This window comes from Burkholderia sp. Bp8992, assembly GCF_003853705.1.
GTDB lineage: Bacteria > Pseudomonadota > Gammaproteobacteria > Burkholderiales > Burkholderiaceae > Burkholderia.
Window position 1 is genome coordinate 109,100 of the sequence record NZ_QTQI01000008.1, and the last position, 17,317, is coordinate 126,416.

At 68.5% G+C, this 17,317-nt stretch carries 12 protein-coding genes; 5 read left to right on the plus strand and 7 right to left on the minus strand.

The window, feature by feature from the left end:
- Positions 1–3: 3 nt before the first annotated feature.
- Positions 4–1,905, minus strand: a complete 1,902-nt coding sequence (locus DIE03_RS14430; protein WP_124451342.1) for a DUF3857 and transglutaminase domain-containing protein — start codon at positions 1,903–1,905, stop codon at positions 4–6.
- 295 nt (positions 1,906–2,200) lie between these two features.
- On the opposite strand from DIE03_RS14430, the gene DIE03_RS14435 reads away from it, so the two are divergent.
- Together DIE03_RS14435 and DIE03_RS38265 are read left to right on the plus strand one after the other, a co-directional pair.
- Entirely contained in the window at positions 2,201–2,389 is a 189-nt protein-coding gene (locus tag DIE03_RS14435; RefSeq protein WP_124451344.1) for a hypothetical protein, read from the plus strand.
- A 165-nt stretch (positions 2,390–2,554) separates the two neighbouring features.
- On the plus strand, positions 2,555–2,713 hold the full coding sequence (locus tag DIE03_RS38265; RefSeq protein ID WP_185658157.1) for a hypothetical protein: 159 nt from the start codon (positions 2,555–2,557) through the stop codon (positions 2,711–2,713).
- A 112-nt stretch (positions 2,714–2,825) separates the two neighbouring features.
- On the opposite strand, the gene DIE03_RS14440 is transcribed toward DIE03_RS38265, so the two are convergent.
- Together DIE03_RS14440 and DIE03_RS14445 are read right to left on the minus strand one after the other, a co-directional pair.
- A complete protein-coding gene (locus tag DIE03_RS14440; protein ID WP_260434883.1) occupies positions 2,826–3,350 on the minus strand; it encodes an OmpA family protein in 525 nt (174 codons plus the stop codon).
- A gap of 29 nt (positions 3,351–3,379) precedes the next feature.
- A complete protein-coding gene (locus DIE03_RS14445; RefSeq protein WP_124451346.1) occupies positions 3,380–5,350 on the minus strand; it encodes an APC family permease in 1,971 nt (656 codons plus the stop codon).
- A gap of 402 nt (positions 5,351–5,752) precedes the next feature.
- Here DIE03_RS14445 and DIE03_RS14450 point away from each other — a divergent pair, with 402 nt between their 5' ends.
- Entirely contained in the window at positions 5,753–6,616 is an 864-nt protein-coding gene (locus DIE03_RS14450; protein ID WP_124451348.1) for a crotonase/enoyl-CoA hydratase family protein, read from the plus strand.
- A gap of 48 nt (positions 6,617–6,664) precedes the next feature.
- On the opposite strand, the gene pdeR is transcribed toward DIE03_RS14450, so the two are convergent.
- From pdeR to DIE03_RS14470, 4 genes are all read right to left on the minus strand, one after another.
- Positions 6,665–8,668: a cyclic di-GMP phosphodiesterase gene (gene pdeR / locus DIE03_RS14455; protein ID WP_124451350.1), complete on the minus strand. Its 2,004-nt coding sequence runs from the start codon at positions 8,666–8,668 to the stop codon at positions 6,665–6,667.
- 562 nt (positions 8,669–9,230) lie between these two features.
- The gene (locus DIE03_RS14460; RefSeq protein ID WP_124451352.1) at positions 9,231–12,869 is read right to left on the minus strand and encodes a hydantoinase B/oxoprolinase family protein; all 3,639 of its coding nucleotides are present in this window, start codon (positions 12,867–12,869) and stop codon (positions 9,231–9,233) included.
- A gap of 129 nt (positions 12,870–12,998) precedes the next feature.
- Complete coding sequence (locus tag DIE03_RS14465; protein ID WP_124451354.1) at positions 12,999–14,297, minus strand: MFS transporter; 1,299 nt, start codon at positions 14,295–14,297, stop codon at positions 12,999–13,001.
- A gap of 82 nt (positions 14,298–14,379) precedes the next feature.
- Positions 14,380–15,153, minus strand: a complete 774-nt coding sequence (locus tag DIE03_RS14470; RefSeq protein ID WP_124451355.1) for a putative hydro-lyase — start codon at positions 15,151–15,153, stop codon at positions 14,380–14,382.
- A 206-nt stretch (positions 15,154–15,359) separates the two neighbouring features.
- On the opposite strand from DIE03_RS14470, the gene DIE03_RS14480 reads away from it, so the two are divergent.
- Positions 15,360–16,292, plus strand: coding sequence for a LysR family transcriptional regulator (locus DIE03_RS14480; protein ID WP_124451359.1), 933 nt, complete (start codon positions 15,360–15,362; stop codon positions 16,290–16,292).
- 154 nt (positions 16,293–16,446) lie between these two features.
- Positions 16,447–17,313, plus strand: a complete 867-nt coding sequence (locus DIE03_RS14485) for a hypothetical protein (protein ID WP_124451361.1) — start codon at positions 16,447–16,449, stop codon at positions 17,311–17,313.
- Positions 17,314–17,317: the final 4 nt, after the last annotated feature.

Consider the following 17,317-nt stretch of genomic DNA (forward strand, 5'->3'; position numbering starts at 1 on the left):
CGCTCAACGCCCGTTCGCGCGCACGACGATCTGCGCCTGCGTGTCGCGTTCGATGCGCTCGAGCGACGCGCGCAGCGCGGTGAATTCGTCGGCCGTACACACCTGGCGGCCGAAATCCGCCTTCATCCGCCGCGTGACCTGCACGACGCGCGCAGCCGCGTCGAACACGTAATGCGATGTGAAGTCGACGAAGCGGTCGTGCACGGCCGCGTCGGCCGGCAGGTCGGTCACGACGACCCCGGCCGGCAGCGCGATCTGGCCGGTCTCGTCGAACGTGCCGCCCAGGCAGCCCCACGGCTGCGTGCGCACGGGCTCGGCCAGCCAGCCCTCGACCTGCGTCGCGATCCCGCCCGTGAGGCTCGACAGCGCGGGCAGCGCGGTCGTGCCGTCGGGCCACACAAAATGATCGAGCGTGCCGGCGACCGTCACGTCGAACGGCCCGTCGGTCACGCGCCGGTCGCTGGTCGACAGTTGCGCGCGGCCGCGCAAGCCGCTTTGCCGCAGGCGTTCGGTCGCAAGCTGCTCGATGCGGTCGTGCGGTGCGCGGCGAAACAGGTTGCGTTCGAGTTCGGCCGTCCAGCCGCTGTCCTCGACGTACGCATGAAAGCGCGCGGCGCCCGGCTGCGCGGCGTCGATCTCGACCCGCGCGACGCGGGCGCGCGGCTGCGTGGCCGGCGTGCGCGACAGCACGCCCGTGTCGACCAGCAGCGCCGGGCGATCCATCACGATCGGCGGCAGGTAGCCGAACGCGATGCCGGCCGTCGTCGTATCCGCGTATAGCGCGAGATCGGGCAGCCACGTGATCGCATGGTTGATCGCGCCGCCGCCGTAACCGGGCACCGACGGCAGCGTGTACACGGAGCCGAGATTGATCAGCACCGGTTCGCTGCGGATGCCGACCGCCGCGAGCAGCGCGCCGAACAGCGCGACATGGTCCTTGCAGTCGCCGTAGCGGTTGCGCAGGATGTCCGTCGCGCGATGCGGCGCGGCAGCCGTTTCGCCGAGGAACAGCCCGACGTAGCGCACGTTCGCCTGCACCCAGTCGTACAGGATGCGCGCCTTGTCGCGCGGATCGGCGGCATCGGCGGTGAGCGCGCGCGCCAGTTGCACGACGGCCGGATCGCTCACGCTCGGGTCGACGGCCGCGTTGCGGTAGCGCGCGGCGAACGCGGCATAGTCGGGCAGCGTCGAGACGACGAGCCGGTCGCCGTAGGTCGGGTAGCCCACCGCGCCGCTCTCGATGCGGTCGTACGGGCCGTGCCGGTAATCGAATTCGTAGCGCGTGCGGCCGTTCGCCGTGACCGGCGGCAGCGCGACGTAGCCGCGCGCATCCGCATGCAGCGGCATGTCGGCCGGCACGTCGAAGATCAGCCGCTGGCTGTCGACGGGCTCGCGCGACGGCTCGACGTAGTAGCCGAAGTAGCCGCGGTTGACGGGTTTCGTGCGCGTCTTGCGGAACGCCACGCGCGTGCTCGATCCGGCTTCGACGCCGGGAAACACGACGGTGCGCAACAGCCCGTCCTGGAACGTCGGCGCGCCGGCCGAGCGCGGCTCCTGCACGTCGCGGATGCCGTCCGCGCCGACCGGATGCGCGACGCCGTCGCGATCGATCGTCTCGGCCGCGAGCAGGTCGACCTTCTCGAGATTCTTGTCGAACCACACGTAGCGCTGCGCGACGGCGTCGATGCCGTTCGCGTTGTTCGCGCGCAGCGTCGAATCGTCGTGCTCGTCGAGCGAGCCGTCGTGCTGGATCACGAATTCGTGGACGTCGCTGACGAGCGTGACGGGCGCTTCGCCGCCCGCATCGACCGTGTCGGCCGCGGCCGGCCGCACGGCCGCAACAACGCCGAATGCAACGGCGCACGCAAACGCAAAACCGGCCGATCGGGAAAGAAAACGCACCACGTCGCACTCGTCTCGGAACACGGCGGCAACACACCGGCACGGACGATCCGCGCCGCGCGACGCTCACGCGAGCCAGTCGCGCACCGCCTTGCAACCCAGTGTGGGTGACGCACCGGCGAGCGTCAAGCCACGCGCGGCGATGCGGCACGGCGGCGCCGCGAAGCGCCTCGGCCACGCGCGATCGACGGGCTGGCGCAACCTATAATCAAGACAGGCACGCATTGCATGCGCGACCTCGCCAGGACAAGCGCCGTCTCGACGAACGCGGCGCGCCCGACATGGGCAAGGAGGCATCATGGCGGTGATCAACAGCGATTTCGAAACCGGCTTCCTCGTGGTGCTGTTCACGCTGCTGGGCGTGATCCTGTTCGGCGCGCTGCTGACGAAGCTGCATCTCGAACGGTGGCACCCGAGACTCATCGGCGCCGCGATCGGCGCGCTGATCGGTCTCCTGCTGGTCGAAGCCGTGCCGATGCTGACGTGACGGCGATCCGTCATTCGCACGGGGTCGGAAACGATCGCCGCGCCGAACGCGCCACGCCGCATGCGCTGGCCAGGTGCTTCATCGCGACGCCGCTCGCCGGCGTCGCGATGCCCGCCGGCTGACGGCCGGTTGCGCATTTCCCGTCCCTACCGTGCCGGAGGCAACATGGGAAACGGTATCGTCCAGTCCTTCGTACTGCTCGCGGTCCTCGTGTTCGCGGTGCTGTTCTTCTCGATCCAGCGCAGCCGCGACCGCACGCGCGACCGGCTGATCCACCGCGCCTCGCGGCGCTCGGCGCGCTCGCATCCGCACCACCGCCCGTGATCGCGCGGGCTCGGCACGCACCCGGCAATTCGTCGGTCGAATCGTGCGACGCACGCCGTCCCGATCGAGCGACGCCCGCGTGGTGACGCGGGCATCCGGCTGACGTCGAGAATTACTGCTGCACGAGTTCGACGCGGCGGTTCTGTGCGCGGCCCGCGTCGTCGGCATTGGACGCGACCGGCGGCAGCGATGCGACGCCCTTCGCGACCAGGCGTGCCGGCGCGACGCGGTACGTCGTCGCGAGCGCCTGCGTGACGGCCTCCGCGCGCTTCTGCGACAGGTCGACGTTGTGCGCGAGCTGCCCCTGGTTGTCGGTGTGCCCGACGATGTAGACCTTCAGCGCCGGGTTCGCGGCCAGCAGCTTCGCCATCTCGTCGAGCTGCGCATTCGACTCGGGCTTCACCTGCGCCTTGTCGGTGTCGAAGTAGATGCCGTACAGCGCGATCTTGCCCGTCGCGGCCAGCCCCTTCTGCAGCGCACCAGCATCGAGCACCTTCACCTGCCCCGTCTGCATCGGCTTCACCTCCACGACTTCCTCGTAGACGAGCGTGCGCTTGTTCGATGCCGAATCGTCCATCACGTGAACGAACACGTACGCATCGCCCGACGCGCGCGGCAGCTTCGCGAGGTTCGTCATCGATCCACGACGTCGCTTCGCCCGCACCGTTACCCGACGTTCATCGGCAGCAGCACCATCTGCTTGCCCTCGACGTGCAGCCGCGCCTGCAGTTCGACCGGCGTCTGGTTGTGCAGCCACGCGGTCAGGAAGTTCACGCGCCGGAAGATCAGCTTGCTCGCGAAGCACACCGCGTTCGGATAGTCGTCGAGCGTTGACGACGCAAGATTCATGAACTCGACGACGGGGTTCGTGCCGAATGCGATCCGGTAGTCGGCCGCGATGCCGTTGCGACGGCAGTGCGCGACATAGTAGTCGAGCGATTCGGTGATCGCGTGCCGCAGCCGTTCGAGATGTTCGTGCCCGTCGTACGCCTTCGCATCGACTTCACCGACCGCGAGGAAGATCACGTTGCGGAAGTGGCCGGGAAACAGCCGGTTGACCCACAGCAGCGCATGCATGCTCGCGCCGCGATGCTTGCCGACCAGCAGCACGGCCGTCGGCTGCGACGGATCGGGCTTGCCCGGCGCGGTGGCCTCGTCCACTTCCGGCGGCTTCCCGGAGAACAGCGCGTCCTCCTTCGCGAGCTGCGTGCGCGTATCCGCATAGTGGCGGTTGATCATGAAGCACAGCGCGATCACCGCGCTCGTCACGAGCACCGTGAGCCAGCCGCCCGCCGTGAACTTCTCGACCAGCGTGATGACGAGCACCGTCGCCGTCACGCTCAGCCCGAGCGCGGAGAGAAAGAAGTGCTTGAACCAGCCGCGCTCGCTGCGGTGGCGCCACCAGTACGTGCACAGCCCGAGCAGCGACATGCTGAACGTGAGGAACACGTTGATGCTGTACAGCACGACGAGCACGTCGACGTTGCCGTGCGTCCACAGCAGGATCAGCAGGCTCGACAGGCCGACGACGATGATGCCGTTCTGCCGCACGAGGCGCGTCGACAGGTCGCGGAAATGGCGCGGCACCCACGAATCCGACGCCATGTTCGACAGCACGGCCGGGCCGTCGAGGAAGCCCGTCTGCGCGCCGACCAGCAGCAGCCCGGCCTCGAACGCGAGCACGGCCGCGAGCAGCGCGTGGCGCGCGAACGCCGAACCGAGCCCGAGATGGTCGATCACGCTGCCGAACACCACCGCGTTGAGCGTCTGGCCTTCGACGGGCCGCGCGTGCCACAGCATGTACAGCAGGATGATGCCGCCGGCCGTGAACGCGAGCGACGTCGACATGTACCACATCGTCACCTTGCCGTTCGGCACGCGCGGATCGGCGAGCATGTTCACGTTGTTCGATACGGCCTCCAGGCCCGTATAGGTGCCGCCGCCGAGCGAGAACGCGCGCATCAGCAACGCGAGCATCACGAACAGGCCGAGCGACTGCGACATCCCGTGCGCCTCGTGCACGGCGTCGGGCACGACCATCGCGAGGCTGCTGCCGTGCGCGGCGACGCCATACACGATCAGCCCGAAGTGCAGGATCACGAAGCCGATGAAGATCGGCAGCAGCACCATGATCGACTCGCGCATCCCGCGGAAGTTGAGCCCCGTCATCATCAGGATCAGCACGATTTCGGTCGTGAGCTTGAACGCCTGCGCACTGACCGGCAGCAGGCTGAAGAACGCGTCGACGCCGCTCGCGAGCGACGTCGCAACCGTCAGCACGTAGTCGACCAGCAGCGCGGCGCCCGATACCAGACCCGGCTTCGACCCGAGCAGCGAGGTCGCGACGCGGTAGCCGCCGCCGCCCGTCGGGAACAGCTCGATCACCTGGTTGTAGCCGATCGCGATGATGAACACGGTGGCGGCCGTCGCCAGCGCGAGGAACAGCGCGAGCGCATGGTGCTGGCCGAGCGCGAGAAACGCCTCTTCCGGGCCGTAGCACGACGACGACAAGCCATCGGCGCCGAGCCCGACCCAGGCCAGCAGCGGCGTCACGGCGATCGCATGCCGCGTGCGCGGATCGAGCGGATCCAGCGGCTTGCCGACCAGCAGCTGCCACACCTTCTGGAATGCGGTCATGGTCCCCTCCCGGAACGCCGGGCGCCACGCGCGGCGTGATCCTTTAAAGCTAATCGACGCACGCGCGCGGCGCCAGTCCGCACATTCCATAAGCCGCGGCCGACGGCACGGCGCCGCTTTCAGCGTGTAAGCGCATGGCGCCGGCGGCCACGCGCCGGAACGCCCGTTTGAACACGCGGGCGCGAGCCGGCGAACCCGCCGCCGGCCGTGCGTCCTGCCCGTCCCGTCCGCCTGAACGCAATCGCTGCCCGCGTCCCGGTCGTGCGTTGTTCCCCGCAGTTCGTCTTTTGTGCGCGCGCAACAATGGCGATGCCTCGCGCCCGGCGCCCTGCGGGCAACCCGATTCCCTGCATGACACCGGGCGCGATGGTTTTCAAAAACCACATCTCACGAGGACATACCATGCAACTCCAATCCCATCCGGCGTGCCGCCCGTTTTACGAAGCCGGCGAACTGTCGCAACTGACCGCCTTTTACGAAGAAGGCCGTAATGTCATGTGGATGATGCTGCGATCGGAGCCGCGGCCGTGCTTCAACCAACAACTCGTTACCGACATCATCCATCTCGCGCGCGTCGCACGCGACTCGGGCCTCACGTTCGACTTCTGGGTGACGGGCTCGCTCGTCCCCGAGCTGTTCAACGTCGGCGGCGACCTGAGCTTCTTCGTCGACGCGATCCGCAGCGGCCGGCGCGACCAGCTGATGGCCTACGCGCGCTCGTGCATCGACGGCGTGTACGAGATCTACACGGGCTTCGGCACCGGTGCGATCTCGATCGCGATGGTCGAAGGCAGCGCGCTCGGCGGTGGCTTCGAGGCCGCGCTCGCGCATCACTACGTGCTCGCGCAGAAGGGCGTGAAACTCGGGTTTCCCGAGATCGCGTTCAACCTGTTCCCGGGCATGGGCGGCTATTCGCTGGTCGCGCGCAAGACGAACCGCGGCCTCGCGGAATCGCTGATCGCGACCGGCGAAGCGCATGCGGCCGAGTGGTACGAAGACCAGGGGCTGATCGACGAGACGTTCGACGCCGGTGATGCGTATTTGGCGACGCGGACCTTCATCGACGTGGCGAAGCCCAAGCTGAACGGCATCCGTGCAATGCTGCGCGCCCGCGAGCGGGTGTTCCAGCTGTCGCGCTCGGAGCTGATGGACATCACGGAAGCGTGGGTCCATGCGGCGTTCACGATCGAGCCGAAGGACCTCGCGTACATGGAACGCCTGGTGATGCTGCAGAACCGGCGCGTGTCGAAGCTGCGCACGGTGTAACGGAACAGGCGCCGCCGCGTGCCGGCGGCGCCTGGGCGGGCACGAGGCTCAGGCGATCAGCCTGAGCTTCCTCGTCTCCGCCAGCCACGCCTCGAACGCCTGCGCCGGCATCGGCCGCGCGTAGTAGTAGCCCTGCGCGTGATCGACGTCGAGCTGCTTGAGGAAATCGGCTTCCGCATGCGTTTCGACGCCTTCGGCGATCACCGCGAAATTCAGCGCCTTCGCGAGCGACACGACCGAGCGCACCAGCGCCTGCGAGCGCGGGTTGCGGTCGATGCCCGTGATGAAGGTGCGGTCGAGCTTGATCGCATCGAGCGGCAGGCGCGACAGCTGCGACAGCGACGAATAGCCGGTGCCGAAATCGTCGAGGTGGATCTCCGCGCCGAGCTGGCGGAACTGCCGCATCAGCCCGATCGCCGCCTCCTCGTCCTCGATGAAGCAGCTCTCGGTCAGCTCGATGTCGAGCAGGCCGGGCTTCAGCCCCGCGCCGTCGAGAATCGATGCGAACTGGTGGACGATGTTCATGTCCTGCAACTGCCGCGCGGACAGGTTCACCGCGATCCGGATGCCGAGCCCCTTCGCCTTCCACGCGGCGGCCTGCGCGGCCGCGGTGCGCATCACCCAGCGCCCGAGCGGCGCGATCAGCCCCGACTCCTCCGCGAAACGGATGAACTCGACCGGCGCGACGAGCCCGCGATCGGGCGACTGCCAGCGGATCAGCGCCTCGACGCCGTGCACGTCGCCCGTCGCGATGTCGACGACCGGCTGGTAGTGCAGCACGAACTGCTCTTCCTCGAGCGCCTTGCGCAGGTTCGTGTCGAGCCACATGTACTTCGCGACCTTCTGGTTCATCTCCAGCGAGAACACGCGGTACGTATGCTTGCCCTCTTCCTTCGCGACGTACATCGCGGTGTCGGCGCTGCGGATCAGCGTCTCGAGCGAATCGCCGTGCTGCGGATACATCGCGATGCCGATCGAGCAGCTCGTGTACACCTCCATCAGCCCGAGGTGGATCGGCGTGCGCAGCCGTTCGAGGATGATCTGCGCGGTCGCTTCGAGCAACGGCCGCGTGCCGTGCTCGAACAGCACGAGGAACTCGTCGCCGCCGAGCCGCGCGAGCGTCGCGCCGGACGGCAGGCAGCCGCTGATGATCGCCGACACGTCCTGCAGCAGGCGGTCGCCGGTGATGTGCCCGTAGTGGTCGTTGACGCGCTTGAAGTTGTCGAGGTCGAGGAACAGGATGCCGACCTGGCCGCGCGTGTCGGGGCTCTCCGCGTCGATCGCCGCGCGGATCCGCTCGCTGATCGCATGGCGGTTCGGCAGCCCGGTGAGCACGTCGGTGTTCGCGAGCTCGATGAGCCGATGCTGCGCGTTGCGCTCCTCGGTGATGTCGATGCCCGAGCAGATCAGGAACTGCTCTTCGATGCCGCTGCCGCTCTGCACGAACTTGTTGCGGAACTGGAACAGGCGCGGCCCGTTGACCGTGTTGATGTAGCGCTCGACCGCGTACGACTGGTTGCTCGCGAAAAAGCCCGTGATGTTGGTGCGCGACTGCGCGCCCTGCTCGGGGCTCATGAACAGCTCGAACGCGCTGCGGCCGATCACGTCGACCTCGCGCTTGCCCGTCACTTCCTCGCACAGGCGGTTGAAGCGCTGCACCATCCCGTTGCGGTCGAGGATCACGACGAGCGAATTCACCTCGGACACGACCTGCTCGGCGAACGCGAGCCCGTGCGAGAGGTCGCCCGCGACGGACACCGTATCGGAATAGGCCGAGGCCGTGCCGGCCCAGTCGGTCGTGTTGACCTTCCTGCCGACGAGATGGAGGCTGACCGGACTGCCGAACAGCACGATGTCGAGCACGAGGTGCGACGTGACGCCTGTCAGCGCCCGGATGCGTGTGGCCTGCTCGCCCGTCAGCGCAATGGCGACGTTGGTCAGGCCGCGCACGGCGGCCAGCTCGAGCGCATTGCTGTCGCTGCCGAGACGCCAGCAGGGGCTGCGCGTACCGACGTGCGCCTCGAGTACCGCGCTATCGTTTTCGTCATCCATGGAGCGCCCCGATCCAGAAAAAACGCACAGTTTAGACGGAGGAGAAGGCCAACCGCCCTCCCGGGCACGTACAGTGCGCGTACCCGGCAGGGTAGCCGCGATTGCCGTGACAGCAGTCCTCGTCCCGTACTTGTTTCCAGCTAATGCGACCCGGCGTTCGCGCGCGATGCGCGCAGGTTCTGCCTAACGAATGATGAGAGCCATCTTATCAAATGACGATGAAGATTGGCACTCACATTTAGAGCGGAGTGTCAAGGAATCGGGACTCGATTGGCAAGCCGGATTTTTCATGATTGGCGGCAAGTAAAAGACCGGACGCGCCGTGTGGAACGGCATCGGCGGAATCGGCTGAGCGCCTTTGTGGTCGTGGGTTTGCGGTCGGTTCCGAGCGATCGGGACGAGGGTGCTCCCGGTGCCGTCCGGACAGGGTCGGATCACGTTCCGACGATCCGGATTTCGGTCATTTTTGATTCCGTTTGTGCGTTAATTCGTTGTTTTATTCCACAGTCCGTTGCAATGTTTCCCGTGCAACCGGCGCGGGCCTCCGCGCCGGTTGCAGCGGTCATCCCGCCACGCCGTAGCCGCCGCCGCCCGGCGTCTCGACGACGAACACGTCGCCCGGCGCCATCTGCGCGCGGCCGATATGGTCGAGCGCCTCGACCGTGCCGTCGGCCCGCTCGATCGTGTTGCGGCCGAGCGCGCCGGCGCCGCCGCCCGCCGCGCCGAACGGCGCGTGGATCCGGTTGTTCGACAGGATCGACGCGGTCATCGGCTCGAGGAAGCGGATCCGCCGCACCGCGCCGTCGCCGCCGCGCCAGCGCCCGCTGCCGCCCGACCCGGCGCGGATCCGGTGCGAATCGAGCCGCACCGGGTAGCGCCATTCGAGCACCTCCGGATCGGTCAGCCGCGAATTCGTCATGTGCGTCTGCACCGCGCCGACGCCCGCGAAACCGTCACCCGCGCCGCTGCCGCCCGCGATCGTCTCGTAGTACTGGTAGCGAGCGTTGCCGAATGTGAAGTTATTCATCGTTCCCTGGCTCGACGCGACGCAGCCAAGCGCGCCGTACAGCGCGTTGGTGATCGCCGACGACGTTTCGACGTTGCCCGACACGACGGCCGCCGGATACTCGGGGTTCAGCATCGAGCGCGTCGGCACGATGACCGTCAGCGGCTTCAGGCAGCCGGCGTTCAGCGGTATGTCGTCGCCGACCAGCGTGCGGAACACGTACAGCACGGCGGCCATGCAGACGGCCTTCGGCGCGTTGAAGTTGTTATCGAGCTGCGCGGACGTGCCGGTGAAATCGATTTCCGCACGCCGCGCCGCGCGGTCGACGCGGATCGCGACGCGAATCTCCGCGCCGTTGTCGAGCGGGTAACGGTACGCGCCGTCCTGCAGTGCGCCGATCACGCGCCGCACGGCTTCCTCGGCGTTGTCCTGCACGTGCCCCATGAACGCGAGCACAACGTCGCGGCCGAACTGCGCCACCATCCGGCGCAGTTCGTCGACGCCCTTCTGGTTCGCGGCGACCTGCGCGCGCAGGTCGGCCATGTTCTGCTCGACGTTGCGCGCCGGGTAGCGGCCCGACGCGAGCAGCGCGCGCGTGTCGGCATCGCGCAGCACGCCGGCCGACACGAGCTGCCAGTTGTCGATCAGCACGCCCTCCTCGTCGATATGGGTCGAATCGGGCGGCATCGAGCCCGGCGTCGTGCCGCCGATGTCCGCGTGGTGGCCGCGCGAGCCGACGTAGAACAGCGGCGTGTCCGAGCCGTCGGCAAATACCGGCGTGATGACCGTCACGTCCGGCAGGTGCGTGCCGCCGTGATAAGGGTCGTTCAGCATGAAGACGTCGCCGTCGCGCATGCGGCCGCGGTTGCGCTCGATCACCGTGCGGATGCTTTCGCCCATCGAGCCGAGGTGCACGGGCATGTGCGGCGCGTTCGCGATCAGGTTGCCGTCGCCGTCGAAGATCGCGCACGAGAAGTCGAGCCGCTCCTTGATGTTCACCGAGTACGCGGTGTTCTGCAGCCGCAGCCCCATCTGCTCGGCGATCGACATGAACAGGTTGTTGAAGATCTCGAGCCGCACCGGGTCCGCGTCGGTGCCGAGCGAGCGGCGCGCCGGCAGCGGCGTCGTGCGCGTCAGCACGAGGTTGCCTTGCGCGGTCATGTCGGCGCGCCAGCCGGGTTCGACGACGGTCGTGCCGTTCTTCTCCGCGACGATCGCCGGGCCGTCGATCGCGTCGCCGGCAAGCAGCGTGTCGCGCACGACCAGCGCCGCGTCGTGCCATTGGCCGCCCGAATAGAAGCGCACGGCCGCGTGCGCTTGCGGCGCCGCGCCCGCCCCGCGCGGTGCGAGCGGCGCGATGTCGACCGGCGCGTCCGAGCGGCCGATCGCCTCGACCGACGCGAGCTCGGCGACGAGCGGCGTGCCGGGCATCAGGAACGCGTAGCGCTGCCGGTAGGCGGCCTCGAATGCCTGCTGCATCGCGTCGACGCTGCCGGCCGGCACGTCGAGCGCCGAGTCGGTGCCCTGGTAGCGCAGGTGCACGCGCCGCTCGGTCGCGATCCGCTCCGGCGGCACGCCCTGTTCGAGCAGCGCGCCGACGGCCTCGTCGGCCAGCCGGTCGAGCGCCGCATTCAGCGCCGGCAACGACGCGTCGGACAGCACGGCCTCGACCGCGCGCTCGCGCATCGCGGTCTGGTCGGCAAGGCCCATCCCGTAGGCGGACAGCACGCCCGCGAGCGGATGCGCGAACACCTGCGTCATCCCGAGCGCATCGGCCACGCCGCACGCGTGCTGGCCGCCCGCGCCGCCGAACGTCGTCAGCACGTAGCGCGACACGTCGTGGCCGCGCTGCACGGAGATCTTCTTGATCGCGTTCGCCATGCTGCCGATCGCGATGTCCAGGAAGCCTTCGGCCAGCGACTCGGGCGTCTCGCGCCGCCCCGTCGCCGCGTGGATCTCGTCGGCGAGCGCCGCGAACTTCGCGACCACGCCGTCGCGGTCGAGCGGTTCGTCCGCATGGGGGCCGAACACGCGCGGGAAATGGTCGGGCTGGATCTTGCCGAGCATCACGTTGCAGTCGGTGACCGTCAGCGGGCCGCCGCGCCGGTAAGCGGCCGGCCCCGGGTTCGCGCCGGCCGATTCGGGCCCCACGCGCAACCGTGCACCGTCGAAGCCGAGCACCGACCCGCCGCCCGCCGCGACCGTATGGATGCTCATCATCGGCGCACGCATCCGCACGCCGGCCACCTGCGTCTCGAACTCGCGCTCGAACTCGCCGTTGTAGTGCGACACGTCCGTCGACGTGCCGCCCATGTCGAAGCCGATCACCTGGCCGAAGCCGGCCGCACGCGCAGCACGCACCATCCCGACGATGCCGCCGGCCGGGCCCGACAGGATCGCGTCCTTGCCCTGGAACGCGTCGGCGCGCGTCAGCCCGCCGCTGCTCTGCATGAACTGCAGGTTCACGCCCGGCATCTCGTGCGCGACCTGCTCGACGTAGCGGCGCAGGATCGGCGACAGGTACGCGTCGACGACGGTCGTATCGCCGCGCGACACCATCTTCATCAGCGGCGACACTTCGTGCGACACCGACACCTGCGTGAAGCCGATGCGGCGCGCGAGTTCGGCCAGCGCATGTTCGTGCGCGGTGTAGCGGTAGCCGTGGATCAGCACGATCGCGAGCGCGCGCACGCCGCTGTCGAACACACGGCGCAGCGACGCTTCGGCACCCTGAACATCGAGCGGCACGACGACGTCGCCATGCGCGCCGACGCGCTCGTCGATCTCGACGACGGTCTCGTACAACGCATCGGGCAGCACGATGTCGAGATCGAACAGGCGCGGCCGGTTCTGGTACGCGATCCGCAGCACGTCGCGAAAGCCGCGCGTCGTCGCGAGCGCGGTGCGTTCGCCCTTGCGTTCGAGCAGCGCGTTGGTCGCGACCGTCGTGCCCATCTTCACCATGTCGACGTGCGCGGGCGTGATCGCCTCGCCTGCCGCGAGGCCGAGCAGGTGGCGGATGCCGGCCACGGCCGCGTCGCGGTACTGCTCGGGGTTCTCCGACAGCAGCTTGTGCGTGACGAGCGTGCCGTCGGGCCGGCGCGCGACGATGTCGGTAAACGTGCCGCCGCGGTCGATCCAGAATTGCCAGCGCGCAGCGTCGGAGGGAACGGGGGAAAGGTGTCGGTCAGTCATGATGTCGGGTCGAGGCGTCGTTGAATCGAGGGACGAGCGCCGCCGCACGGCGCGCGTCGCACGCCGTGTCACGGTCTCGATGAAAGGGGAAGAAAAACGCCGGGCCGGCCGGCCCGCCGCTGCCGTCGGTCAGGCGGCGTCGAGTTCGCGGCCGCGGGTCTCGGGCAGCGTCAGCGCGGCGACGATCACCACGCCGTAGGCGGCGACCGCGAAGATGCCGATGCTCGTGCCGAGCCCGTACTGCTTCGACAGTGCGCCGATCAGGAACGGGAACAGCGCACCGATCGCGCGGCCCACGTTGTAGCAGAAGCCCTGGCCGGAACCGCGCACGCGGGTCGGGAACAGTTCGGTGAGGAACGCGCCCATCCCGGAGAAGATGCCCGATGCGAAGAACCCGAGCGGGAAGCCGAGCCACAGCATCGACGCGTTGGTCAGGTTCAGCGACGTGTAGGCGAATGCGATCACCATCGAGCCGACCGCGAACAGGATGAAGTTCGGCTTGCGGCCGAGTCGGTCGGTCAGGTACGCGCTCGTCAGGTAGCCGACCCACGAACCGAAGATGATCATCGCGAGATAGCCGCCGGTGCCCATCACCGTGAGGTGCCGCTCGGTCTTCAGGAAGGTCGGCAGCCACGTCGTGATCGCGTAGTAGCCGCCCTGCGCGCCGGTCGTCAGCAGCGCCGCGCGCAGCGTCGTCGTGATCAGCTTCGGCGCGAAGATCTCGGTCAGGCGCGGCGCGTCGGCCACTTTTGCCTGCGCGGCCTTCTCCTTCTCGTAGACGTCCGGCTCCTTCACGTAGCGGCGGATCGCGACGACCAGCAGCGCGGGTGCGAGGCCGACGAGGAACAGTGCGCGCCACGCCTGCTCGGCCGGCAGCACCGAGAACAGCAGTGCATACAACAGCGCGCACAGCCCCCAGCCGATCGCCCAGCCCGACTGCACGAGGCCGACCGCCCTGCCGCGATCGCGTGCGCGGATCACTTCGCCGATCAGCACCGCGCCGGCCGTCCATTCGCCGCCGAAGCCGAAACCCATCAGCGCGCGCGCCGCGAGCAGCTGGTGGTAGTTCTGCGCGAGCCCGCACAACGCGGTGAACACCGCGAACCACAGCACCGTGAGCTGCAGCGTGCGCACGCGGCCGATCCGGTCGGACAGGATGCCGGCGATCCAGCCGCCGAGCGCCGATGCGAGCAGCGTGACCGTGCCGATGAAGCCCGCGTCCGCGAGCGAGATGCCCCACGTCGCGACGAGCGTCGGGATCACGAACGACAGCATCTGCGTGTCCATCCCGTCGAGCATGTAGCCGACCTTGCAGCTCCAGAATGCGCGGCGCTCGCGCGGCTGCGCATCGGCGTACCACGAGAACAGGCCGCTGCTCGCTCGGCTCGCGGGCTCGGCGGCGGGTGCCGCGAGGGTCTTGCTTTCCATGGTGGTGCTCCTGTCGTTATGCGCGTTCGAATGGCGATCGTGCGTGCGGTGTGTCTTGCGTGGCCGTCTGCCGGCCCGGAATTCAGAATACGGCCAGCGATGCGTTCGTGATGTCGGTCATCAGCATGTGGCCGGGCGTATGCGCGATCGCGATCGGCAGCTTCGCGTCCATCAGCGCAGTTTGCGGCGTCACGCCGCACGCCCAGAACACCGGCAGCTCGCCGTCGCGGATCGTCACGGCATCGCCGAATTCGGGCGCGTTCAGGTCGGCGATACCGAGCTCCCGCGGGTGGCCGATATGGATCGGCGCGCCGTGCACGCCCGGAAACCGGCTCGTGATCTGCACCGCGCGGATCGCGTCGGCGCCGCGCATCGGCCGCATCGACACGACCAGCTGGCCGCCGAAGATGCCCGCGCGGCGGTTCGCGATCGACGTGCGGTACATCGGCACGTTGCGCCCCTCCTCGACGTGGCGCAGCCCGATGCCTTCGCGGCTGAGCATGTCCTCGAACGAGAACGAGCAGCCGATCGCAAATACGACGAAATCGTCGCGCCACAGCGCTTCGAGCGACTCGACGCGCTCGGTCAGGCGCCCGTCCCTGTATACGTTGTAGCTCGGCACGTCGGTGCGGATGTCGAGATCCTCGCCGAGCGCGTCGACCCGGAACGCGCCCGGTTCGCCGACGCCCAGCAGCGGGCAGGCCTTCGGGTTCGCCTGGCAGAAACGCAGGAAATCGTGCGCGTACGCGTCGGGCAGGATCGCGAGGTTCGCTTGCGCGAACGGGCCGCAATGGCCGGCGGTCGGGCCGCGGAACGCGCCGCGGCGCACGGACTGGCGGAATTCGGAAGGCGTCATGATGAGTCGTCGCAGATCGGGATGTCGTCGGGATGACGGTGGTGTGTCATCGGATATGGCGAAGAATAGAAAGGAAAAAATTTTGACGCCAACGAGTTTTTTTGCGTCTGTTGTATAGAATTTCTTAACGGATCCGCGGGTTTTCCCCGGTCCCGTTCATTTTTCGTCGCCGGCAAGCTGCGCATCCACTGCTCGCCCGATCCGCCATGAACACGCGTTTTCTAGAAACCTTCGTCACGCTCGCGAAGCTGCGCAATTTCCGGACGACGGCGGCCGCGCTGCACGCGACGCCGGCCGCGATCTCGCAGCGCCTGAAGGCGCTCGAGGACGAATTGCAGACGGTGCTCGTCGATCGCGACAGCCGCGAATTCCGGCTCACGCCGAACGGCGAGTACCTGCTCGGCTATGCGAAGGCCGTGGTCGAGGCGACGCAGGAGCTGCAGGCCGCCGCGTCCGGCGAGAGCGCGCTGCGCGGCAAGCTGCGGCTCGGCGTGATCGAAACCGTCGTGCACAGCTGGCTGCCGCACTACATGCGGCGGCTGGCGGCCGACTATCCGCAGCTGGAAATCGACCTGACCGTCGACGTGAGCGTCGTGCTGCAGCGCCGGCTGATGGCCGGCGAGCTCGACCTGATCATCCGCGTCGAGGGCAGCGACGAGGCGTCGGTCGTGTGCGACGCGCTCGCGAACTACCCGGTGCGCTGGATCGCGCGCGCGGGGCTGCTGCCGAACACGCGCACCGGCCTCGCGCGGCAGGTGCTGCGCCAGCCGATCCTCACGTACGGGCGCGGCACCGCGCCGCATCGCGCGCTGGAAGACATCGTCCGCGCGCTCGCGCATGCGCATGGCGTGCCGCTGTCGGAAACACGCATCACCGGCTCGCCGTCGATCTCGGTGATCGTCCAGCTGGTGCGCGACGGTTTCGGCGTCGCCGCGATTCCGGTGCTGTTCGTCGATGCGCTGATCGAAAGCGGCGAAGTCGTCGAGCTGCCGCTGCAGCCGTCGCCGCCGTCGATCGTCGTGTCGATGTCGCGGCGCGCGGACGCGCCGCGGTTCGTGCACGGCGCGTCGATCGCCGCGCGGGCCGCGTGTCACGAGTACTGCGAAAAGAGCAAGCGGTTGCTGGTCGAAGCGCTTTGACGGTGCCGCGCGGGTCGACGCGCGTTCGACATCGCGGCGGGAATCGCCCACAATCGCCTTCGGCGCGTGGGCACCTTCGCGCCACGCATCGTGAATGACGGCGCGGCCGACCGGCATTCATCGCTTCGCATGCCCGTGCTCGACAGAAGGCAACATGCAGATCCGCTCCGCTTCCACCCGACTGAACCTCGCGCGCGCCGTGATCGTCGCGCTGTATGTCGCGTCGCTGCTGCTGCCCGTCGCAGCCGAACCGCCTAATGCGGCCGGCGCGGTGAGCTGGTGGCGCGGCTACATGGTGCTCGCGCTCGGGCCGCTCGCGATCCTCGACCTCCAGTTCGCGTGGCTCGGCAATCCGCTGCTCGTCGTCGCGCTGACCAGGCCGAACCGCACCGTATCCGCGCTGCTCGCCGCGGCCGTGGCCTTTGCGATCGGGTGGCACACGATACCGACCGACGCGAACTACGAAAAGATCAGCACGTTCGGCGCCGGGTACTACCTGTGGATCGCGGCGATGATTGGCGGCGCCGCGTTGCCGTGGATCGACGGGCGCCAGCGGAAGGACCGTGTTGCGGCCGAAGCGACGGTCGCTCTCGAAGCGGCAAGCATGCGCCGCCCGGTACAACCCGATACCGCACCGTCACCGGGCCGCCCGCCCGACCGGCAAAGCGGCTGGACCGTGACGGCGACCGGCACACGCATCGAATCGACCGACCAGACCGGTGCAACGCACGGGATCGCGCTGTCCGACCTCGGTGCGGTCGTGATCGAAACCAACGACCAGGGGCCGTTCGTGTCGGATGTCTGGTGGCTCCTGTTCGACACGAACGAGCAGCTCGCGTGCGGATTCCCGCAGGACGCCGAAGGCGCGAAGGCGGCGGTCGACCGGCTGCTCGACCTGCCCGGCATCGATCACCGCAAGGTCATCGACGCGCAGACGTCGATCCGGAATGCGACGTTTCCGGTCTGGGCGCGCGCGGGAAGCGAACCAGCCGCGCCGGATGAAACCGGAGCGACCGCTTGACCGG